Annotated in this window: 17 protein-coding genes; all 17 read right to left on the minus strand. The window is 35.5% G+C overall.

All coding sequences use genetic code 11. The annotated features are described in order from the left end of the window. Positions 1 to 12: 12 nt before the first annotated feature. Positions 13 to 1,578 (minus strand): solute:sodium symporter family transporter, encoded by a 1,566-nt coding sequence (locus tag VP395_RS05155; protein WP_346240672.1) that lies wholly within the window; start codon positions 1,576 to 1,578, stop codon positions 13 to 15. A gap of 46 nt (positions 1,579 to 1,624) precedes the next feature. After that, the gene (locus VP395_RS05160) at positions 1,625 to 2,332 is read right to left on the minus strand and encodes an L-ribulose-5-phosphate 4-epimerase (protein WP_346241008.1); all 708 of its coding nucleotides are present in this window, start codon (positions 2,330 to 2,332) and stop codon (positions 1,625 to 1,627) included. Position 2,333: 1 nt separating this feature from the next. Further along, complete coding sequence (locus tag VP395_RS05165; protein WP_346240673.1) at positions 2,334 to 4,010, minus strand: ribulokinase; 1,677 nt, start codon at positions 4,008 to 4,010, stop codon at positions 2,334 to 2,336. A 130-nt stretch (positions 4,011 to 4,140) separates the two neighbouring features. After that, complete coding sequence (locus VP395_RS05170) at positions 4,141 to 4,827, minus strand: NUDIX hydrolase (RefSeq protein WP_346240675.1); 687 nt, start codon at positions 4,825 to 4,827, stop codon at positions 4,141 to 4,143. A 26-nt stretch (positions 4,828 to 4,853) separates the two neighbouring features. Further along, positions 4,854 to 5,510: a fructose-6-phosphate aldolase gene (fsa, locus tag VP395_RS05175; RefSeq protein ID WP_346240676.1), complete on the minus strand. Its 657-nt coding sequence runs from the start codon at positions 5,508 to 5,510 to the stop codon at positions 4,854 to 4,856. A gap of 12 nt (positions 5,511 to 5,522) precedes the next feature. Further along, positions 5,523 to 7,559 carry a transketolase family protein gene (locus VP395_RS05180; protein WP_346240677.1) on the minus strand — a complete coding sequence of 679 codons (2,037 nt, stop codon included), beginning with the start codon at positions 7,557 to 7,559 and terminating at the stop codon, positions 5,523 to 5,525. Positions 7,560 to 7,807: 248 nt separating this feature from the next. Continuing rightward, entirely contained in the window at positions 7,808 to 8,143 is a 336-nt protein-coding gene (locus VP395_RS05185) for an L-rhamnose mutarotase (protein ID WP_346240678.1), read from the minus strand. Between the two features lie 7 nt (positions 8,144 to 8,150). Continuing rightward, the gene (fucP, locus tag VP395_RS05190; RefSeq protein WP_346240679.1) at positions 8,151 to 9,470 is read right to left on the minus strand and encodes an L-fucose:H+ symporter permease; all 1,320 of its coding nucleotides are present in this window, start codon (positions 9,468 to 9,470) and stop codon (positions 8,151 to 8,153) included. A 30-nt stretch (positions 9,471 to 9,500) separates the two neighbouring features. Continuing rightward, a complete protein-coding gene (locus VP395_RS05195; protein WP_346240680.1) occupies positions 9,501 to 10,292 on the minus strand; it encodes an SDR family oxidoreductase in 792 nt (263 codons plus the stop codon). Between the two features lie 3 nt (positions 10,293 to 10,295). Then, positions 10,296 to 11,123 carry an amidohydrolase family protein gene (locus tag VP395_RS05200; RefSeq protein ID WP_346240681.1) on the minus strand — a complete coding sequence of 276 codons (828 nt, stop codon included), beginning with the start codon at positions 11,121 to 11,123 and terminating at the stop codon, positions 10,296 to 10,298. After that, positions 11,120 to 11,980 (minus strand): fumarylacetoacetate hydrolase family protein, encoded by an 861-nt coding sequence (locus VP395_RS05205; protein WP_346240682.1) that lies wholly within the window; start codon positions 11,978 to 11,980, stop codon positions 11,120 to 11,122. Before VP395_RS05205 ends, VP395_RS05200 begins: the two co-directional genes overlap by 4 nt. 64 nt (positions 11,981 to 12,044) lie before the next feature. Beyond that, entirely contained in the window at positions 12,045 to 12,821 is a 777-nt protein-coding gene (locus VP395_RS05210; protein ID WP_346240683.1) for an SDR family NAD(P)-dependent oxidoreductase, read from the minus strand. 14 nt (positions 12,822 to 12,835) lie between these two features. After that, entirely contained in the window at positions 12,836 to 13,849 is a 1,014-nt protein-coding gene (locus VP395_RS05215; RefSeq protein ID WP_346240684.1) for a zinc-binding alcohol dehydrogenase family protein, read from the minus strand. Positions 13,850 to 13,861: 12 nt separating this feature from the next. Next, on the minus strand, positions 13,862 to 16,297 hold the full coding sequence (locus VP395_RS05220) for a glycoside hydrolase family 2 TIM barrel-domain containing protein (protein WP_346240685.1): 2,436 nt from the start codon (positions 16,295 to 16,297) through the stop codon (positions 13,862 to 13,864). An 8-nt stretch (positions 16,298 to 16,305) separates the two neighbouring features. Then, positions 16,306 to 19,803 (minus strand): malectin domain-containing carbohydrate-binding protein, encoded by a 3,498-nt coding sequence (locus tag VP395_RS05225; protein WP_346240687.1) that lies wholly within the window; start codon positions 19,801 to 19,803, stop codon positions 16,306 to 16,308. A gap of 28 nt (positions 19,804 to 19,831) precedes the next feature. Next, positions 19,832 to 22,507, minus strand: a complete 2,676-nt coding sequence (locus VP395_RS05230) for an alpha-d-galacturonidase (RefSeq protein ID WP_346240688.1) — start codon at positions 22,505 to 22,507, stop codon at positions 19,832 to 19,834. A 19-nt stretch (positions 22,508 to 22,526) separates the two neighbouring features. Then, complete coding sequence (locus VP395_RS05235) at positions 22,527 to 24,452, minus strand: exo-alpha-sialidase (RefSeq protein WP_346240689.1); 1,926 nt, start codon at positions 24,450 to 24,452, stop codon at positions 22,527 to 22,529. Between the last annotated feature and the right edge of the window lie 7 nt (positions 24,453 to 24,459).

Below are 24,459 nucleotides of genomic sequence, written 5' to 3' on the forward strand. Positions count from 1 at the left end.
AAAAAAGTGTTATTAAGATAAATAAATATAAAGTCCTACAACCATTGCTACAATAGCAAAACCAACTGGTTTTAAATATTCCCAATTAGCAATATCTACTTGCTTTGTATACTCTTGGTTATAATCTGATTCTCTTGGGTAAAACTTACTTACAGTAAACATGATAATTATTGTTAACACAAACAATATGCCCATTAGGTGCAAGAAACTTATCTCCGGTTTAATTAAATATAAAGTAACTAAATAAGTAACGGCACTAAACAAAATAGATATGTTTGCTGCTTTTGCAGATACTCGTTTAGAGAAGATACCAACTATTATAATAGCTAAAATTGGCACACTGTGAGTCCCGTTTAATTGTTGTAAATATGTAAAAATACCTCCTTCAACACCATATAACAAAGGCGCTATAGCCATAGAAAATATAGCTAATACAATTCCGAAAATTTTACCTGCTTTAACAACTTGTCTTTCAGAGGCTTCTTTATTGATGTATTCTTTATAAAAATCTAAACCGAACAATGTTACAGAACTGTTCAAAGCACTATTAAAAGAACTTAAAATAGCTCCAAAAAGCACTGCTGCGAAGAACCCTATAAAGGCCACAGGCAATACCGCTTTTACAATCATTGGATATGCTTCATCTGGGTTTGATATATCGCCATTAAAAATATAGAAAGCAATAATACCTGGTAACACCACTATAAAAGGCCCTAGTATTTTAATAAATGCTGCTAATAAAAGTCCCTTTTGCCCTTCTTTTAAATTTTTAGCACCAAGTGCTCTTTGAATAATGGCCTGATTAGTACCCCAATAATAGAAATTCACTATAATCATTCCTGTAAACAGCGTCCAAAATGGCACATCAGAGTCCGGACCTCCTATAATATTAAATTTTTCAGGAAGCGCAGTAGTCAATTTATGTAAACCTGTAAACACATTGCCATCTCCAATTTTCATTAAACCAAAAATAGGAATTAAAGACCCTCCAACAATTAACCCTACGGCATTAATAGAATCTGATACAGCAACCGCTTTTAATCCTCCAAAAATGGCATAGATACTACCTATTAAGCCAATAGCCCAAACTGTAATCCATAAAGTTGCAACAGGTCCTGTGCCTAACATTTCAGGAATATCAAACATAGTATTTATAGCTAATGCCCCAGAATACAATACAGTTGGTAACATTGAAATAGCATACCCTAATAAGAACAATAAAGAAACAATGGTTTTGGTACTTTTACCGTATCTGTTTTCTAAAAATTGTGGTATAGTAGCAATACCACTTTTTAAATATTTGGGAAGTAAAACAAAAGCTGTAAAAACCATAGCAATAGCTGCAACAACTTCATAAGCCATAATAGGCAGACCATCTCTAAATGACACCCCATTCATCCCTACAATTTGCTCGGTAGATAGGTTGGTTAATAATAATGATCCTGCTATAACTGGTCCAGTAAGACTTCTTCCTCCTAAGAAATAGCCATCGGATGAATTCTCATCGGTTTTTCGTGTAGACCACCATGCGATAACAGCAACCAGTAAAGTAAAACCAGCAAAAGATAAAATACCCATATAAATTTAGTTTAGTTAGTTAATTATTTAGTTTAAAATCATTCATTTAACAACCTTGTCCGTAATAAGCGTCTTTGCCATGTTTACGGTCGTAATGCTTATTTTTTAATGCCTCTTTTAATCTAGCTGCATTCGGATTTATTTGCAAAGTTAAATAAGCCATTCTAGCAACTTCTTCACAAACAGCACTGTTATAAACGGCTTTTGCAACGGTTGAACCCCAAGTAAATGGCGCATGGTTCCCAACTAGAATCATTCCAACTTCATTATAATCTAATCCACGTTCTTTAATGCAATCTATAATTTGGTATCCCGTCATATGCTCATAATCACCCGCAATATAATCATCTTTCATTGGTGGCGCACATGGAATATCAGAAATTAAATGGTCAGCGTGTGTAGTGCCAAAAATAGGAATATCATTAATAGCTTGTGCCCAAGCAGTTCCGTAAGTTGAATGTGTATGTACAACTCCTCCTATTTTATCCCATTCTTTATATAAAACGGCATGAGTTTTTGTGTCGGAAGACGGACGCATATTGCCTTCAACTATTTTAGCTTCGAAGTCGCAAATTACCATGTCTTCTGGTTTCAAATCAACATAAGGTACACCACTAGGTTTTATGGCAAATACGCCCTTATTTCTATCTACAGCACTGGCATTTCCAAATGTAAATAACACCAAACCTAACTCTGGAAGCTGCATATTCGCTTCAAAAGCTTCTTCTTTTAATGTTTTATAAAGACTCATAATTTTAATTTTTCATGATATGATTTTCCATAGCAACACATAAATCGCTATAGTTATTGTATACGTTTTTGTAAGCTTCAACATTCACTTTTATTGGCTCATAAACTTTTTCAAAAGGACTTGCCATAGCATCCATTGCCGACTCGGTATCTTGATGGATACCAGCAGCTACTGCTCCAAAAATGGATGCACCTAAAGCACATGCCTGTTCAGATTTTGCTACTTTAATTGGAGTGTTTAAAACATCTGCCATAATTTGCATGACTAACGATGATTTTTTCGCAATACCTCCTAACGCTATAACACCTTTAACAGGAATGCCTTCACTAATAAATCTATCGGCTATTTTTTTCGCACCAAAACATGAGGCTTCTACCAATGCTCTGAACACTTTAGGTGACGTGCTTCCTAGATTGATTCCTGAAACAACACCTTTTAAATTCTGATTGGCATCGGGAGTTCTTCTACCATTCATCCAGTCTAAAGCTAATTCTCCAGCTGCACCAATAGGCTCTTTAGCTGCAGCTTCACTTAATTTTGGTAAAATATTAGCAATCGATTCTTCAACCAATTTCGCTTTTATATCTTCACTAATTAACTTTGAATTTCCAACAAGTTCTATAATTGGCCATGAAATCAAGCGTTCATACCATGCGTAGATATCTCCAAAAGCTGATTGCCCTGCTTCTAAACCTAACATATTTGGTATTACAGATCCATTTACTTGTCCGCAAATTCCTTTTACCAAGTGTTCGTTTTCTTGTAATGGTGTTACCAAAATATCGCAGGTAGAAGTACCCATAACTTTAGTTAAAAAGTAAGGTTCAATATTAACGCCTACTGCCCCCATGTGGCAATCGAAAGCACCAACAGCTACTACTACCGAAGTTGACAAACCTAATCGTTCTGCCCATTCTTCAGACAATGTTCCTGCTGATATATTAGATGTATAAGTTTCTTTAAATAAACGTTCTGTTAAACCATCTAAAACAGGATCTAAAGTTACAAAGAAATCGTTAGGAGGTAATCCACCAAACGATTCGTGCCATAAAGCTTTATGACCAGCAGCACAACGGCTACGTTTCATTTGAGACACGTCATTACCGCCAGTTAGTAAAAATGGTACCCAATCGCAGTGCTCAACCCATGAATACGCATTATCTAAAACACTTTTATCAACTCTTGAAACATGAAGAATTTTTGACCAAAACCATTCCGAAGAATAAATTCCGCCTTCATATTGAGAATAATCTATGTCCCACTTTTTACAAAGTTGGTTTATCTCATCTGCTTCTTTTATCCCTGTATGGTCTTTCCACAGTACAAACATGGCGTTTGGGTTTTCTTCAAAACCTTTTAATAACGCTAGTGGTGTTCCTGTTTTATCTACAGCTACTGGTGTTGAACCTGTGGTATCTACACCAATACCAACTATATTTTTTACAACATCTTGATTTACTTGAGACACCACCGATTTTATGGTGCCCTCAATACCTTCTATATAATCTAAAGGGTGTTGCCTGAATTTATTTTTTGAAGGCTCACAATATTTACCTTCCTTCCATCTTACATAATAATGAACTGCCGTAGCCATTTCTTCCCCTGTTACTGCATTAACTATTAATGCTCTAACAGAATCCGATCCAAAATCCATTCCTATAGTATACTTTTCGTTACTCATGGTTTCAATCTAAAATAGTGAATTACTTATTTAATACACTGCTAAATTAGCAGCGCAATATAATACATAATTACACAAGTGTATAAAAAACACTTGTGTTTTTTGGGCAAAAAAATAATCTAAAACAATGTTATAGATTAAAATTTTTCTCAACTTTATAGAGAGCTTCGTCAAATCGATAAAAATAGGCTCCTTTTCTGGATTCAGACATGTCTTTTTCTTCCAATCTAACCAAATACTTCATTTGCAGCACTTTTCGTCTAAAATTTCTTTTATCAATAGACTCATTCAAAATACCTTCATACAGCATTTGTAGTTGGGGCAATGTGAATTTTGCCGGCAACAAGTTAAAGGCTATTGGAAAATTCCTAACACGCCGTCTCAATCTTCGTATGGCAGATTCTACCATGTCTCTATGGTCGAAAACAAGTTCTGGCAACTCTTCAATAGGAAACCATTTCGCATTATAGTTACTAACCTGATCTTCATTATACTCTGATTTTAAAATCATAGCACTATAGGTAATAGAAACTACATGTCCGGAAGAATCTCTATCTGCTTTACCAAAAGCTTTTACTTGTTCCATATAAATATCTTCTAAACCAGATAATTTATATAGAACTCTATTGGCAGCTTTGTCTAAATCTTCATTTTCACCTACAAAACCGCCAATTAGAGACCATTTTCCCTTTTCGGGTTCAAAACCTCTGTGTATTAATAACAATTCAAGCTTATTATCATTAAATCCGAAAATAATACAATCAACAGCTAATTTTATCTGCTGCAATTCTCGGTATTCTTTATTATAAACAGTCATATTATTAATTTAACAAACCGTTATTATTATTTATTTCCTTTTTGGTAATCTAATAAAAACTGCGCTAAACCACTATCGGTTAAAGGGTGCTTTAACAGCCCTTTAATAGCAGACAATGGACCGGTCATGACATCTGAACCTAATTTGGCACAATCAATAACGTGCATCGTGTGACGCACAGAAGCCGCTAAAATTTGAGTTTGAAAACCATAGTTGTCATAGATTAATCTAATTTCCGAGATTAAGTTCAAACCATCTGTAGAAATATCGTCTAATCTTCCAATAAACGGCGACACATACGTAGCCCCCGCTTTCGCCGCCAATAATGCTTGACCAGCTGAAAACACCAAGGTAACGTTGGTCCTAATGCCTTTATCTGAAAAGTATTTACAGGCTTTAATGCCATCGGCAATTAATGGTAATTTTACCACGATTTGTGGGTGTAAAGCTGCTAAAGCCTCACCTTCTTTTACCATACCGTCATAATCGGTTGAGATAACCTCCGCACTTACGTCGCCCTCTACTAAATCGCATATTTTTTTGTAGTGTGCCAAAATGTTAGCTTCACCCGTAATACCTTCTTTAGCCATCAATGATGGGTTTGTGGTAACCCCATCTAAAACACCTAATGCTTGTGCTTCTGCAATATCATTTAGGTTTGCCGTATCAATAAAAAATTTCATAACCTTTAGTTTTTATACTGTTTTTAAATATTCTAATACTTCTTTGCTTACTTTTTCGCCTGTAAAGCCAAATTTGTCGTCTAATACATTGGCTGGTGCCGAATACCCGAAGTGGTCCAATCCGAACACTTTTCCGTTATCGCCAACCAATCCTTCCAAATTCACTGGCAACCCCGCCGTTAAGCCAAACAAAGGCTTGTTTTTTGGAATCACCGCATTTTGATAGTCTTTCGATTGAAGTCTAAATAAGCCTTCTGAAATTACCGAAGCGATGTTTACTTTCAATCCGTTTTCTGATTCTAGAATTTCAGCGGCAGCTACTAAAGTTGCCACTTCCGATCCGTTGGCTATTAAAACCACATCTGGATTTTCAACTTCTTTTACTAAATAACCGCCTTTTTCAGCAGCTAGTGCTTCTTGGTATCTAGAGGTTCCTATTGCTGGAATATCTTTAATATTTTGTCTTGATAAGATCAAACCTGTTGGCGTTTTTTTATTTTCTAAAGCCATTTTCCATGCCACGCTTGTTTCGGCAGAATCTGCGGGGCGCAATGCCAAGAAACTTGGGCTTCCGCTATGGTTTTTAAGTTTTTCCAACAAACGAATTTGAGCTTCCTGCTCAACAGGTTGGTGTGTTGGCCCATCTTCACCTACTCTAAAGGCATCGTGTGTCCAAACATATTTCACTCCTAATTCTTGGATACCGCTTAAACGAATGGCCGGTTTCATATAATCTGAAAACACAAAGAACGTTGCTACCACGGGGATAATCCCACCGTGCAATGCCAATCCGTTTGCAACACATGCCATGGTCAATTCGGCTACACCTGCTTGTAAAAACGACCCTGAGAAATCACCTTTTTTAAGTGCATGTGTTTTCTTTAAAAACCCATCGGTTTTATCACTGTTAGATAAATCGGCAGAAGACACGATCATGTTTTCTACTTTTCCGGCCAAATACCCTAATACACCTGATGAGGCCGCTCTAGAAGCTAAACCGGCTTTATGCTCAATCGATTCGAAATCCAACTCTGGCAATTCACCGGACAAGAAGAAATCTAGTTTATCCGCAAGTGCTTTATTTGAAGCTCTCCACGCTGAAATTTCCGCTTTCTTTTTAGCTGCTTTCTCTGCTTTTTCTTTTAAAATATCTTTGTAGAATGCTTGGACATCTTCAAAAACATCAAATGGGCTTTCTGGATTTGCGCCTAAATTCAATAAGGTTTTTGCATAATCTGCTCCAGTATGGCCAATTGGCTGACCGTGCAGCTCACAATGCCCTTCAAACATACTGCCATCTGCAGCAACAGCACCTTTGCCCATGATCGTCTTACCTACTATCAGGGTCGGTCTTTCTGTTTCGCTGTTCGCGTCGACCAATGCTTTTCTTATCTCATCGTGGTTATGTCCGTCTATAGTTACTACCTTCCAGCCCCATGCCTCATATTTCATGGCAGTGTCCTCACTGGTAACTTCATCGGTAGAGGTTGACAATTGAATATCGTTAGAATCGAAAAACATAATAAAGTTGCTCAATCCTAAATGACCCGCAATCCTTCCGGCTCCTTGTGATATTTCTTCCTGAATACCTCCATCAGAAATGAAACCATAGATCTTATGGTCCATCCAATCTCCAAATCTGGACTGTAAAAATTTAGCGCCAATAGCAGCACCAATACCCATGGTATGCCCTTGCCCTAATGGGCCAGACGTATTTTCGATTCCTCTTTTGACATCTACTTCTGGATGTCCTGGCGTGATTGAACCCCACTGTCTAAAATTAGCAACATCGTTTTTCCCATAATTCCCCAGAAGGTAATACTGTGCATACATTAATGTAGACAAATGGCCCGCATCCATAAAAAAGCGGTCCCTAAAAGGCCACTCCATATCCGTTGGGTCGAAATTGAAGAACTCGGAGTACAAAATGTGCATAAAATCTGCACCGCCCATAGGGCCTCCTGGATGTCCTGAATTCGCTTTCTCTACCATCGCTACAGCTAATGCCCTAATATTATCTGCCGCTTGTTGATCTAATTTTTTGTTCATTTTAATTGTGGTTAATTTTAATAGCCTGTAACTTTATTTTAGTTATTCAATATGTGTTTTAAAATCAGTTTGCAAAATTAAAACATTTTATTTAAACCATAATAGCTAATACACAGATATATCTATATTAAATCCGTGATATACATTTATTTGCAAATATATAATAATTATTTAATAAGTGTATAAAAAACACTTATTTTTTGTGCAAAAATTTCATGGGAACAAATAAATATAGAATTGGGTGCTTTTTAAAGTTTAAAAACCTCTTCTAAAAGAAGCCACTTCTCACATTCCTTTGCCATTGGTAACTTTTGCTGAAATTGCCACATTAAAGATTCCCATTCTTGAACTTTAGGATTTTTGGCATCTAATTTAGATTTTGAATCAAAAGAAAACGATGCATTTACCTCTATTATCATAAACAATCTATTTCCTATATTATAGATTTCCATATTTTCAATACCCGAATCCTTAATACTTTTTAATACTTCTGGCCATACGTTTTTATGAAGTTCTTTATATGCTTCAATTAGCTTAGAGTCTTCTTTTAAATCGCAAGCAAGACAGTATTTTTTATGACTCACTCTTAATTTAAGAATTATACTTTGAATACACTTTTTTCCCATAAACTCCAATTACCACAAAACAAACCAGCGTAATAATAAACGAAAAACGCATCTCAGTTAATCCAAAATAGCTAACATCCTCATAACCTGCACCACCCAAATCTAGTATTGAACCCTGTAATGGGGTTAACAATGCGCCTCCTACAATAGCCATAACCAAAAAAGCAGCACCAAATTTTGCATCTTGCCCTTGCCCTTCTAAAGCAATGCCGTATATGGTAGGAAACATAATAGACATAAATACCGAGGTCGCTATTAAAGAATAAATACCCAAAAACCCTGGCAAAATCATGGCTCCTATAGTTGTAAAAGATGCACCTATGGCAAAATACATTAACAATTTACCTGAATCGATGTTTTTCATTAAAGCCGTACCAATCATTCTTCCTGTTAAAAACACAATATAGCCAGCTAAACCAAACCAAACAGCTGCTTTACTATCAATACCTAAAGTTTCAGCATACTGATACACATAAGTCCAACACATTATTTGTGCACCCACATAAAAAACTTGTGCAATAACACCAAATGCAAATTTTGGCTGACTCCATAATCTTTTAACAGAATCAATGAAATTAACTTTAGCCTCCTGATCTTTATTCTGTGGCATTTTTAATAAACTAATCATAATAAAAAAAGCCAAAACAACAAAACCTAAAATAACATAAGGATTTCGTATTACTTCTAAATCGGAAGTTTTAATAACTGCTTTAGCTGTTTCGGATAAAGTATCAAAAACAGGTTGTCCGTCTGCGGTAGTATCATCGGACTTCAAAGCATTCAACACAAAGTTTTGGGCAATTAACAAACCGCCTATAGAACCCATAGGGTTGAACATTTGTGCAAAATTTAATCGCCTTGTAGCGGTTTCTTCAGCACCCATTGATAAAATATATGGGTTTGAAGTGGTCTCTAAAAAAGCCAATCCAAAGGTTAAAATATAATATGATGCTAAAAAGAAGCCGTAACTTTCATATTGTGCAGCAGGAAAAAACAACAACGCTCCTATGGCATAAAGTGCCAAACCAACTAAAACTCCCTTTTTATAAGAGTATTTATTTACAAATAGGGCAGCTGGAATAGCCATACAACCATAACCACCATAAAAAGCCAACTGCACGTAAGAAGCTTCAACGTTTGAAAGTTCCAATACTTTTTGAAATGCCCTAACCATTGGGTTGGTAATGTCGTTGGCAAATCCCCAAAGCGCAAATAAAGAGGTAATTAAAATAAAGGGTAAGATAACTGATTTGGCTACTACTGGAACTTTTGTGGTGCTATTCATTTTTGGTTTAGTTGGTTGGTTTAATTTGAATTATTCCGTCAATAACGATCGGTCTAAATGTACATAGCCTCCGTCAACAATAATATATTGCCCTGTGGTATGTGACGACCTATCTGAAATAGTAAACAAACAGGCGTCGGCTATTTCTTCGGGTGTTGTCATTCTATTCTCTAACGGAATTTTTTTAACAATGGATTTTAATTTTTCTTCACCATTCTCTAAAGTTTTAATCCAATTATCGTAAGCAGGCGTCCAACTTTCTGAAATAATTAAGGCATTTACACGAATTTTATCTTTAATTAAATCGACTGCCCATTCTCTGGTTAATCCAAGCACCCCTCCTTTTGATGCTGCGTAGCCAGAAGTACCTCCTTGTCCCGTCATCCCTACTTTAGAACCTATATTTAAGATATTCCCTTTTGATTTTTTTATATATGGCAAGCAATACTTTGTCATAGCAAAAAAACTAACAAGATTCAGCTTTAAAGACCACATAAAATCGTCGATAGAAGCATCTAAGCCTACCCCATCATTAACACCAACATTATTTATTAAAGCGTCTATTCTACCATACTTTTCAATAATTAGTTTTACGGCAGTTTCTATTTGCTCTGGTTTTGTCACATCGGTTTTCACAAAAAGCGCATCAACACCTTTATCATGTAGTTCTTTTTCATAACCATACCCACGATCGTTACGGCAAACAATAACAGGTCTAGCACCTTCGTTTGCCAAACTTTGCACTATGGTTTCGCCAATACTACCCTTTATACCTGCAGCACCAGTTACCACTACTACTTTATCTTTTAAATGTAAATCCATTCCTTATAGATTATAAAATTTTACAGCATTAACACCCATGATATTTTGTTGTTCATGGGTGCTTAATTTTGAAATAAAATTGGTTGTTAATTCTTTTACTTTTGAATAATTACCAGCCACCAAACACACTGGCCAATCGGAACCATACATTAGCCTATCAGTTCCAAAAGCACCCAAAACTAAATTCATATACGGATGAATTTGTATGGGAGTCCAACTTTTGTAATTGGCTTCTGTAATCATACCGGAAAGTTTGCAATACACATTCTCTTGCTTTGCGATTTCTTTCATTAAAGTTGCCCAACCGTCATAAAAACCATCTTTTATATATGGTTTTGCAATATGATCGATGACGAATTTTTGATTTGGAAACTTCTTAACAAATTCTAAAGCAGCACCTAATTGATGTGGGAAAATTAAAATATCATAAGTGTAATTTTGCTTTTCTAATAATGAAATCCCTCTTAAGAAATTAGGACGTAGCAAAAAATTATGATCGGGCTCTCCTTGCACTACATGGCGAAAACCTTTTAATTTTTCTTTATTATTATAAGTTTCCAATTGATTTTCAATATCATTGGCTCTTAAATCTACCCAACCTACTACACCTTTAATAAAATCATTTTCAGCAGCTAATTTTAAAAGAAAATCGGTTTCAGCAGTGTTTTGATCAGCTTCAACAGCTACACAACCATCAATCCCATTTCCTTGATATACCTGCTTTAAATCGGAAGGCATAAAATCTTTCCGAATAACGGCCATTTCATCATCTATCCAAGCGTGCTTTTCAGAATTGTATTGCCAAAAATGTTGATGACTATCTATAATCATTTCCCTGAGTAAGCTACTACATTTTGTTTTGAAACCCCTAAACCTTCAATACCTAATTCCATAACATCGCCCGGTTTTAAATATAACGGTGGTTTTAACCCCAAACCAACTCCAAATGGTGTTCCCGTAGAAATAACATCACCAGGAAGAAGTGTCATAAACTGACTGATATAACTAATAGATTCTTCAATATTAAAAATAAAATCGGATGTAGAACTATCTTGCATAGTTTCGCCATTAAGTTTCAACCAAAGATGTAAGTTATTCGGATTTTTTATTTCATCTGTAGTTGCTAAAAATGGTCCAAGAGGTGCAAATGTATCGCAGCCTTTACCTTTACACCATTGCCCTTCTCTTTCAATTTGAAAAGCACGTTCACTAACATCATTATGCAATACATAACCAGCAATGTGATTATATACTTCTTCTTTAGAAATGTATGATGCTTTTTTACCTATAACAACCGCCAATTCTACCTCCCAATCGGTTTTTGTACTGCCTTTTGGAATAACAACATTATCATTTGGACCAACAATTGCTGTTGTAGATTTAAAAAACAACACCGGTTCACTTGGCACTTTCATACCTGCTTCCGCAGCATGCTTTGCGTAGTTTAAACCGATACAAACCAATTTTGAAGGACGACAAATAGGAGAACCTAATCTGACATCTTCGGAAACAGATGCACATTTTGATTCGTTATCCTTTAGCCATTTTTTTAATCGTTCAATACCATCTGTTTCAAAAAATTGTTCGGTGTAATCTTCTCCAAAAATTGATACATCTATTCTGTTTCCGTTAGGTAATTGAACTCCTGGTTTTTCCTTACCTACTTCGCCAAATCTTATAAGTTTCATCTTAAATAGTTTATTTGTTTATGCGTTTATTTGTTTATTTGTAAATCTAAAATCGTATATCTATCTAGCCATTTAACTTTATAAATCCGCCATCAATAGGAAAATCTGTTCCTGTAATAAAAGACGCTTCATCTGAACATAGATACAATGCTAAATCCGCTACTTCTTGTGGTTTACCCATACGCCCAATTGGTTGGGTTTTTGATAGTTTTTCGAACATTTCTGCTTCTTTACCTGGGTAATTATTTTTTAAAAACCCATCAACAAAAGGTGTGTGAATACGTGCAGGCGACATACAATTACATCGAATTCCATAATCTATGTAATCTTTAGCCACCGAATACGTCATGGTTAATGCAGCACCTTTAGACATGGAATAAGCAAAACGGTCGTTAAGGCCAACTGAAGACGCTATGGATGCCATGTTTAAAATAACACCTCCATTATTTTGTTTCATGTGTGGAACTGTTGCAAAAATACAATTGTAAACACCTTTTACATTAACACTATAAACGCGATCTAAATCGGCTTCTGGTGTATTTTCCACATTTCCAATATGGGCAATACCAGCGTTATTTATTAAAATATTAATGCTGTTTTTTTCTGAAATAGCATTAACAACCTCAATAACTTCTTGCTGATTTGCCACATTACATTGATGTACTTCTGCTAAACCACCATCGTTCTCAATCTCACTTTTAGTGATTTTGGCGTTATCAATATTCAACTCTAAAATATGAATATACGCTCCTTGTGCTGCCAACGTTTTTGAAATGGCTTTTCCGATGCCACTACCACCACCAGTAATTATCGCCGTTTTATTTTTAAGACTAAACTTCATTTTTTTTACTTTTACTATATAGAAAAATTAACCATTGCTTTAATAACTTTGGTTTTTGGATCTAACCACGAATCGAAATTTTCAATCATTTCGGTAAAATTGACTTGATGCGTTACAAAGGCTTTTGTTGGAAATTTATCCAGGTTTTGAGTTACAAAATCAAAATCTTCCAAGGTTGCATTTCTACTGCACATAATAGTAGATTCTTTTGCATGAATAGCTGGGTGACTAAACACCAACTCTCCTTTAGATAAGCCAACCAAAATATAGCGACCGCCATGAGACATATAGCTAATACCCCCTTCTAACGCACGTTTGTTTCCTGTACAATCAAAAACCACCGTTGCCATATCTCCATTGGTTATTTTGGAAATTTCTTCAACCGCTGTTTCAGAAACTTTTACTACATATTTTAATCCTATTTCATTTTTAACAAACTCCAATCTGGCTTCATCAACATCTAATGCAATAACCTCAGCTCCTTTAATTTGCGCTAATTTCATCAACCCAATTCCAATAGGACCACAACCAACAACTACAATATTTTCACCTTTTTGCAGATTTGCTCTTCTGATGGCGTGAGCACCAATAGCTAAAGGTTCTACAATAGCCATTTCTTCATAAGATAAATTGTTTGCTGGAATTAACAAATCGGTTCTTACGGCAAAATTCTCCTGCATACCGCCATCGGCATGCACCCCTAATACTCTAATATTGCTACAACAATTTGTTTTTCCTTGTTGGCAAGCCAAACAGGTTCCACAGCTCACATAAGGCATTACAATAACCTTGTCTCCTACTTTTAAGTTTTGAGGATTTTTACCTATTTCAAGGATTTCGGCTGCCAATTCATGACCTAAAATTCTAGGATACGTAAAAAAAGCCTGATTGCCAGAATAGGCATGTAAATCGGTACCACAAATACCAACTCTGTGCACTTTTATAAGTGCCTGATTTTCTTCCCTTAGCGGACTTTCCTTTTCCTTTAAAGCAAACTTGTTTGGTTCTTCGCAAACAATATATTTCATCTGTTTATTTTATTAATTCTTAACCGTTTCTATATCTATTGACGTTTTTACAACACCATCTCCAATGGACGCTGTTAACTTAATATCATCACTTTTTCCGTTAGATTGAATAATAACCAAACATTTTCCATTAAACGCTTTTACTTCTTTAGCTTTAAATGAAGACAAATTAGCTTGATACCCATTATCTACTCCAACAATTTTACCACCGCCTTCAACTTCAAAACGAATTAAATTATCTGCTTTAGGGACAAAATTCCCTTCAGCATCTAAAATATTTACTGTTACATAAACCAAATCGTAATGGTCTCTTTTAATAGTTTCCTTATCGGAAACTAATTCAATTTTAAAAGCTTCTCCAGCAGTACGAATTTCTTTTTCTAAAACCACTTTTCCATTTTTTCTAGAAACGACTTTAAGGACTCCTGGTTTGAAATCTACTTGCCAACATAGATGTAAATCGTCTTCCGACTTTGATTTAACCCCTAACGATTCATCATTTAAAAACAGTTCTACTTCATCAGCGTTATTGTAATATGCCCAAACATCAACTGTTTTGCCTTCTTCCCAATTCCAATGTGGAAACAGGTGTAAAACATCTTTGTTAGTCCACTCGCTTTGGTACATATAATACACATCTTTCGGGAAACCTGCCAAATCCACAATACCAAAATACGAACTACGTGCTGGATATGGATACGGAATAGGTTCTCCTAAATAATCGAAGCCTGTCCAAACAAATAGCCCTGAAATAAAATCTAATTTCTTAATTGCTTTCCAAGTTTCTTCATGGGTTGAACCCCAATAGGCAGACACATTATCATAAGCTGAAACAGTAAAATCTTCATTACCATCAAAGGGCACATTGTGCGCTGGTGGCCATCTTCTAATGCTATCTGATGGCATATCGTATTGCCCTCTAGTGGCTAACGCCGACATATTTTCTGAAGCAATTATTTTTTCACCTTTAAATCTTACTGGAAAATCTTCATAGGCTTCGTGTTTGTAATTAAACCCTAATAAATCAAGTGCGCCTGATTGATAAATGAAGTTTTTATCTGGTTCATTTTCCGTTAAAGCACAGGTTACAGGTCTGCTAACATCCAAACTTTTTACAATTTCAACCAATTCTTTCGTAATTGCAATTCCTGTATTATCGAATTGCTCACGTATTTCGTTACCTATGCTCCACATCATTACCGATGGGTGGTTTCTATCTCTTTTTATTAAATCTTCTAAATCTTTTTTATACCATTTATCCCAATCAACATTATAATCGTATTTAACTTTTTTCTTTTTCCAAACATCAAAAGCTTCATCTTGAACAATAAAACCCATTTGGTCGCATAATTCCAACAATTCTAAAGATGGCGGATTGTGCGCGGTACGAATGGCATTCACACCCATATCTTTCATAATAGTGAGCTTCCGCTTTATAGCCGCATAATTAGCAACAGCTCCTAAAGCTCCATTATCGTGGTGCAAACAAACACCCAAAATTTTTGTTGGTATGCCATTAAGGGAAAAGCCTTTTTCAGCATCAAAATTAAAATATCGTATACCTGTTCTAGTTGTATAATTATCTAGCAATTCGGAATCTTCGTAAATTCTGGTTACAATGCGGTACATATAGGGGTCTTCCAAACTCCAAAGCTTTGGGTTTAAAACTTCTATTTCAGAGGTTTTTACTAATGATTTATTTGGATACAGTTTTTCTAAAGTTGTTGTTTTTCCAACTTCTCTATCATTTGCGTCATAAATCTTGGTTTCTAACTTAAACTTTTTGATAAGTCTTGAGTTATTTTGAACAGTCACCTCGTAATTAACCAAAGCTTTTTCTTTTGTAACCTTTGGAGTGGTTACATAAGTTCCCCAATGTGCTACATGTAACTTTTCAGAAGCAAGCAATCGCACATTTCTATAAATACCTGAACCTGTGTACCATCTGGAATTTGGTTGCTCAGAATTATCAACCTTAACGGCAATAACATTTTCTTGTTCTCCAAAGTTTAAATGCTCTGTTAAATCGTAAGCAAACGATATGTAACCGTTTGGTCGTTTTCCTAAGTAACGTCCGTTAATCCAAACTTCACTATTTCTATAAACCCCATCAAATTCAATAGAAACCGATTTATTTACCCAAGCTTCTGAAATAGTGAATGTTTTTCGATACCATCCTTTTCCTGCTGGTAAAGCACCTCCTTCTGGTTTGGTTGGGTGTTCTTCGCTAAACGCTCCTTCGATACTCCAATCGTGCGGTAAATCGAGTTTTCTCCAATCTTTATCTTGAAATTCTAGTTTACTAGCACCAGGGTTCTCTCCCAAATTAAAGCGCCAGTCAAAATTAAAATCTTCAACAATTCGAATGTCTTTTTCTTCGAAATTGCAAGCAATAAGTAAGCAAAACACTGTACTTAATAAGGCAAAACGTTTAACTATCTCTGTCATTTTTTATATTATTGAAATTCAAATGATTCTAATCGCAATCCTTTCATATTATCCGATTCTATTTGAATTTTATAAGTCCCCGCATTGATATAACCTCCCGAAGTGGTATTTAAAATACGCCACTTTTCGTCGGCAATAGGAAACTCAATATCATCATTTCTAAGCAAAATACCGTTAGCATCTTCAATTTTGAGTTTTACTTTTACTGGGTGCTTATTCATATTCATAAATCGGTAGCGCAGCAAATAAATATTTGCCACACCCGGATTTACTGTAAAAGTAATACTGTTTTTGGTATTTTCGGTAAACTCTATATAATCACTTTTCTTAAAAAATGCTTTTTCAACACCATCTCCACTAATTTTGGCTTCTTCGGCTTCTAATTTTAAAATGGTTCGGGTGCCTTGTTCTTCCATAGAATATGTTGGAACAACCGCAATGGAATACATATTGCCTCCATCTTGATTTTCAAAAAGTACCTTTTCGCCTTTTTTAACTTCCTTTTGAAATACATTGAACTCAATTCCATTTGAATTTTGAACCGTATCAGTCGTTTTTTTATAACCATTTAACCATGAAGGTTGATTTATACCACTTTCAACAAACACATAAATATTAGCATTTTTCTTTGAAACGAATGACCCTGAAATATTGGTTTTAGATGAATTTGAAAAACGCAAATAGTCGGCTCCATAAACTTCAGAAGGTAATTTAGCAAATTGAATATCAGCATTTTTATACTGTTTACTATTATTATTTAACCAAGAACCAATTTCAAATTCAGCATTTGCTGAAACGTCTAAAATATTTTTTGGCGACGGTTTTGCAGGTTTAACATCTTTATTTTTTGTTGCAATAGCAATTGCTGAAATAACTGCTTGACTTGATGTTACATTTGGGAACGAAATAACAATTTTGCCATTTTCACTCTTTGCATCCACTACTTTTTTTAATGCGGTATCGTGCCCAACTTCACGCCAAATATCCAAATCTTTTAAAACAACTTTTCCATTTATAGCTACATCAAACACGCGCCAGTTTTTGCAATCCATACCACCACCGGTTCCATACCACGGCTCTGTAAAATAGAGTTCTACTTGATATTCGCCATCAGGTACTGGAAACTCGTAACTTAATTTATCGGTGCCATATCTGAAATTTTGAAACAAACTCCAATCTTTTGTGCCTGCAATGGGGTCTTTGGTAGAACGCTGACTCGCATAAAAGGCCGGCAAATTCTCAAAACTATCTGTCCAAGATTTTGACCCCCATGTATTTTCATCGGTTTTATGAATATCGGCCAACCAGAAATTCCCAAAAGTGTCTTTGTAATCATCACCGCCACTATTAACTCGATATACATAATTATAATTAGATTCTGGTTTTAGAATATCATTAGAATTTGATACTAAAGCATCAAAATGAGGCGCTTTTGGCAAGTTGTTTAAAACGATATAATCTTTAGCAACTGCTTTCCCATTTACGTAACCAATGGCGTATAACACGTTGTATTTTATATTGACATTATTCCACTGAAAATGTTCTCCAATGACACCAGAGTTTTTAATTTTCCCTAACGATTCATTATCAATATCATTAAACAACTCCACCTCATCACAATTGGAATATATATCAATCCCGTTTTTTATTCCTACAGAATACCAACGATTAGCCCATGAATGCGACACAATATAAACCATAGGGCTTTTTTCTTTTGAAACGTAGTTGGCTCGATACATATAAAAAGCATCCAACGGTTCTCCCCAAATGGTAAAAATGCCTTTATAGTTTACAGGGCCTACTTTATCAATATCTCTATAACCTTCACCATTCTGGGTTCTTCCGGGGTTTTCGTGGGAATACAGCAACCAATGGTATTGGCCAACAATTTTATCTTTTACAGATTCTGCTTCACGTACTTTTATTTCCATGAGTTGCGAAAATCGGTTTTCGCTTAATTCACCTTTTTGGTCGAATTCGCCCTCGGTATGTAAATCGGCTGTTCTCCAAGCGCCATATTCACCATTTAGTAATTGTTCTGAAAGCTCTTCGCCATAATTATAAGGGTCGCCACCATAAGTCCCCGACCAGTTTTGTATCACATTCCAATCGGTTCCTTCACCTCCATTACAAGTGGTTACGAGGCGTTGTTTCGCTGAAGTTGGGTCCATTTCTCGAATAATTTGGGTGCATTCCTCAGCAAATTCTTTCGGTATGGTACTTTCGTTTTGTAAGCCCCACATCACCACCGATGGGTTGTTTCTGCGTTCTTTAATCCATTCTTTTAAAAGCGTTTTAAAGTTTTCTTTAAACTCTGGCGTGTCGTACCAAATATGTGCTGAAAACTGAGACCAAAACAAAATGCCTTCTTCATCTAAATGTTCTTGATATTTTAAATTATGAGGTTGATGTCCTTCTCTAAAAGAGTTGTAGCCCGCCGCTTTTATTTGTTCTATTCTTGCTTTTATTTCGGTATTTGAAAACGCATGACTTTTACCAATAGCATGCTCGTATTCGCAAGTACCATTTATAAATAAAGGTTCATCATTTATAAAAAATCGATTGTCGTCTCCTTCTCTTTCAACTGGCCAACTTACCCAACGAATACCATAAGGTGTTATTAATGCATCAATTAAATTTCCATTTTCATAAACTTTTGTTGAAAGTTGATATAAATACGGATTATTTGGCGACCATAATTTCGGGGTTGAAATTTCAGGAAGTGTTTGTTTTATTTCTTTAACATCAGAAACATTAAAGCTTTCAGTTTTAATCGATACGACTTCATTTCCATCTTTATCTAAAAGTGAATTTACAATTGTGATATTTTTAGATGTATCGCCATAATTTTTAAGTTCGGTTATAATATGAAGAACCGCTTTTTCTTTTGAAGTTTTATTGTCATTCCAAATATGAACACCAAAAGGTTCAATTCTAACTTTATCTGTAATGATTAATGATACCGGTCTAAAAATCCCCATAGGCTGAGAACCTTCTGAAAATCCCCATTCGCCAGAACAGCCACCACAAACCCAAGGCAAATCGGCTATAAAAGCGGGGTGTGCTGCTTTAACAACGATGTTGTTTTCTGCATCAAAATTCACAGCATCTGTAATATCTAAAGTAAAAGTGGTACGTCCGCCTTTATGTTCACCAACTTTTGCACCATTTACCCAAACGGTGGCATAAGAACCAACACCTTCAAAAAACAAAAAATGTTGTTTGTCTTTATTTGAAGCGTCTAAATGAAGTGTTTTTTGATACCACGCCGTACCGTGTAAATTACCATGCGACATACGGCGGTAGCCATAATATTGGTCCCAATTATGTGGTACAGAAACATGTTTCCAATTGGTATCTGTATTTAGATTATATACAAAATCACTCTCTGGTTGATTCAAACTATCTAATACAATCGTTTTCCAATCGGAATTTAAAGAAACTGTTTTACGAACTTCATTCACTCGACTTTCACTTTTACATGAAGTCAAACTAATAAAGAGCATAATTAATATGTTATGTATATACTTCATGTTAGTAGAATAGCCAATCTACAGCCTCTTTTTCGTCGTCACCAATTAAACCAACATCCCGAGAAGTAACTTCTTGGTTTGCATCAATAAAACCAAGAATTAAAACGCGCCCTTTACCTAAGTTCAATTCGTTTTCTCCTGATTCAAATTTGTACGTATGAATATTTACTCTTGGCAATCCTTTTAACTTTATAGCATTTGCTAAAACAACTTCGGCTTCTCCCCTTGTGTTTCCTGCAGCGTTGGTTTCTAAACTTGGCGGAAACAAAAAGCGTTTCTGGTCGGTATTGAAATAGCCAACAACCAATTTAACAGTTTTGTTATTTTTAAATTTAAGAGTTGTTCCATGCTCATTTTGAGATTCTGCTACATATGAAACTCCTTTTAAATTTTGAAGTTCTGGAGCAATTTCTACAATTTCCGATTCAGGAATCCCGTATACTTTTGTGCCATTTTTTACATTATAAATGCCATTACTTTCACTTAATAAAGCAACCTCAACTTGCTCCCAAGGCACTCCTTCTTCTCTAACAATTTTACCATCCTTTGAAGCTTTTAAAAGGTTTAAATTTCGTTTGAAATTAGCCAACTCTCTTTCGTAATGTGGCATTAATTCTTCCCAAGTTTTGTTGTTTCCATCGTCACCACCAATAGGGATTCTACGTTGTGCCGTTTGCATACTATTGGCGTACAAATAGGTGCCTTTAGTTAGGTTAACCAACTCTTGATAATATGCAATACTTTTTTCTAAATGAGGAAGAGCCTTGTCTAAATCTGCAATATCATTTGAATAACTATAACGCAACACCAATAAAGCTGTTTCTACTTTTTCTGAAAAGAAATTAGCAAATGTATTGTAACAATACATGTCGTTTTTTAAACGAGTAAATTCGTCTTTTTCCTTTGTAACATGAGCTTCTGCTTTATCTATTGCTAAAACAGCTTGTTTTCCATGTGCTACAATTTCATTGATAATTTGAACGGGGGTTTCGCCTTCATGTGGTGTGTTTTCCCATTCCTTTTTAGCATATTCTAACAAAATCTCGCCAACAGGCCCACAAGATTCATAAAACCCAGGATACACGCGCCATTTGTATGGATTTACCAACTGGCTTTCGAACATTCCCAATAACAAGGTTTGTCTGTTTCCTTCGGTAATTCCAAATCGACGTAATGTTTTTGGTGCTATTTCTCCTGTTTCTTCGTAAGCTTTTAAAATGTTTTTTCCAGCTTCAGTATCTGTTCCAAATTTGGTTGCTAATTGTTCTGCCCAAAAACCAATTTCGTCATTTCTATCCCTATTACTATTCCAAGCATATCGTGACCATGCTTTGTACCAAATCCAATCGCGTTCTATTTCTAAAAGTCGATTTTCAGTTTTATCAGGTGCGTATGGCCAATCCCAATAAGATGTTTGCGGATATAAATGAAGTGCATTAGCGCCATGAACCTCATGCATAGCTTTGACGCTTTTTTGAATAAAATCGGGTGAACCATATCTGAACGGTTCTAAATTTGCTAAAATATGAACGTTTGAAATATGAATAGAGCCTGCCTCACTCAGTTGTCTGTGTGTTTCAGACCAAGGTCCGCGAGGTTCATAGGTAGTTAAAGACTCACCATTATACTTGTTCATGGTATAAAGGTTTTTATACAAAGGCAATGCTTTTTCCATAACCACAGGTGCATCGGTGTCGTGTGCCCTAAGAATTATAGGTGGTTCTTCTGTTTTACCCAAAGCTTTTAAACCTTCTTGAACACCCGGAATAATGGTTTTTGTAAACCACTCTACATCATATTCCCGTTCCATAGCTTCACCTAAAGCTACCAACAAGCCTACATTTGGATATTTTTCAATAAATGCTGCAATGGATTTTTGGGTATAATCTGCAATAACAGGTACTATTGGTCTTGAGCGGTCTTGTGTTTTAATATTATAATGCTCTGCAAAAGGCTTCGAAACAATGATATTATAAAACATTTGAATGACCCAAATACCTCGTTTATCAGCTTCTTCGGTAATAAATTTGAAAATTTCTTCGTTCTTTTTGAAATCTTCGTCGCTAACTTCAACAGCAAACGGATAATCGTCCAATTTTACTAAAGATGCAAAAGGATGTCCGTTCCACAAATACAAGGAATTGAAACGATTTTCAACCATCATATCCAAATATTTAACCCAAAGCTCTTTATCATAAAACCAAGGAAAATTCTCGGGTGTATAGGGATATTCATAAACACCTCTACCTTCTAAATAGGCCGTTTTTTGAAGTCCGATAACGGTACCCCGCAACACCATTTCGGGACTGTCATTAAAATTGATTTCAGATGGTAATTCGTTGGTTTCTTTAATTCTATCTACCAACTCTAAAGCGCCATACAAAGTTCCTGAAGCATCAGTACCTTCAACAGAAATGATATTTTCTGAAGCACTTATTCTGAAACTTTCTTTTTTAGTATTATCCGTTTTTTCTGAAACAATAATTACACGATTTACCTTATCGTTTGGCATTTCAGATGAAACATTAACTACGTAATCATTCTTAACTAATACCTCTGAAAGCTTTTCTACTCCAAACTTAATTCTTGGCGATTCTAAATCACCTATAATGGCAACTTGCTTTTTTGTTGTGCAAGAAAAAATAATAAAAATTAAAATAATACTTAAATACCGCATAAAATTAGTGCTTGATATGTTATTTATTTTGAAACACCTTTTTAAGGTAAGCGGCATTAGCACCGTAATTTTTAACTACATTATGAACATCTGTTGTATCGCGAGAACGCTCTACAATCAGCCAACCTTTCCAATGCATCCCATCTAAAGTTTCTTTAATAGCTGGTAAATCGATAGCTTTATCGTTTTCAATCCAAACACCATCAGTATTTGAAGCATGGATTTGACCAATATTGTCTCTTCCTAAAGTTTTTAATTCTTTGGAAATATCACGTCCATTTTTTACAGCATTTGCAAAGTTGAAGGCTATTTTTATATTTCTATTATCTATTTCTTCCAACAATTCCTTTTCTTCGGAAGCTGATAATGAGGTTTCAATAGCTATAATACCATTAATTTTTTCTACTTCTTTACCTGCCCAACGTAATCGTTCAACAATAGCAGGCCTTAACTCTGGATTTTTAACTAAATCGCCTTGGGTGCCTAATGGTAAATAAGCTACTTCAACATTGAATGTTTTCATCACTTCAATACAGTCTGAAACCATTTTTTTATAAGTTGGACGGGTAGCAAAAGATTGTGCATAAAAACCCGACATAGCAATAGAACTAAAACCTATACCGGTTTCTGCTGATTTATCTTTAAATACTCTAACGCTTGCTGTATCTCCATTAATAAATTTACTATCAAATGTTTCTCTATCGCCCAAACCACCCATATCCATTTCTATGCCATCGGCTCCTATTTCTTTAGCACGCTCAAAAGCTCCCAATTTTTGGCGTTTTAAAATCATCCAATCGCAAACTGCTACTTTATAACGCTCTTTTGTTGGTCCTGGCCAAACGCCCTCTTTAATTGGAAAAGACACCAATTTAGACGGATCTATTTTTACATATTTTATTTTTTGTCTGCGCCACGTATAAATACAATGCAACATACCATCTTTTCCTTGAATAATGGCTGGATATGAATACTGACTAATTTTAGAATCTTCTAAAACTAAAGAAGCCTCCCAATTAATACCATCATTTGAAATGGCAATATTTAAAGGACTTCTATACCCTTTTGTGGTGCCTTCATCTGGCCAAACATGATTATAAATTAACACATGTTGCCCGTTTTTCATAGTAACTGCATCCGTCCCCGAACTGTTATTTGGCATATTTAATAGTTCTAAATCAGACCATGTTTTACCATTATCTTCAGACCAAGTGCTAAACAAATGTCTATTTCTGGTTCTTCCTATTTGTTGCAATTTTCCATTTTTGTGAAATAAAACACTAGGCTGAATGGCGTTTATTTTGTTCTCTCCTTTTGGAAGCGTATCACCCATTACCCAAGTTTTTCCAAAATCTGGGGTTGATTCCATGCGTAAATTCCAACCATTTTCTTCGGTACTAGACGGCAATAAAAGTGTTCCATTTTCTAATAACTCGGGTTTATTTTTAATAGGACCTAAAAAACCTTCTGTCATTTTTTCTGGCGAAGACCACGTGTCTCCACCGTCTGATGAACGCATTAACATGCCCCACCAAGTTGATGGACTTGGGCCAATTTTATAAAACAACATTAAATCGCCGTCAGGAATTTGATACAATACAGGATTCCAAGTCGGGTATCTCAAGGTATCATTTTGTACACCATTGGCTACCTCAACACCTTCTGTCCATTTTCCGTTTTTTCGTTTACTCAACCAAATTCCAACATCAGGATGCCTTTCGTGAGTTCCTCCAAACCATGAGGCTACCAAGTCTCCATTAGTAGTTTCTACAATAGTTGCGGCATGACATGAGGGATATGGTGGATTCTCATTAACAAATTCCTCAATTAATATGCCTTCTTTCCATGTTTTGTCTGCCAAATCTATTTTCTTCTCAACAAATTGTTTGCAGCTTCCTAAAAGCACTACGGCTGATAGTATTAATATGGTTTGGATTGGTTTCATAGTTCTA

This window comes from Mariniflexile soesokkakense, assembly GCF_039650365.1.
Taxonomy (GTDB): Bacteria; Bacteroidota; Bacteroidia; order Flavobacteriales; family Flavobacteriaceae; genus Mariniflexile; species Mariniflexile soesokkakense.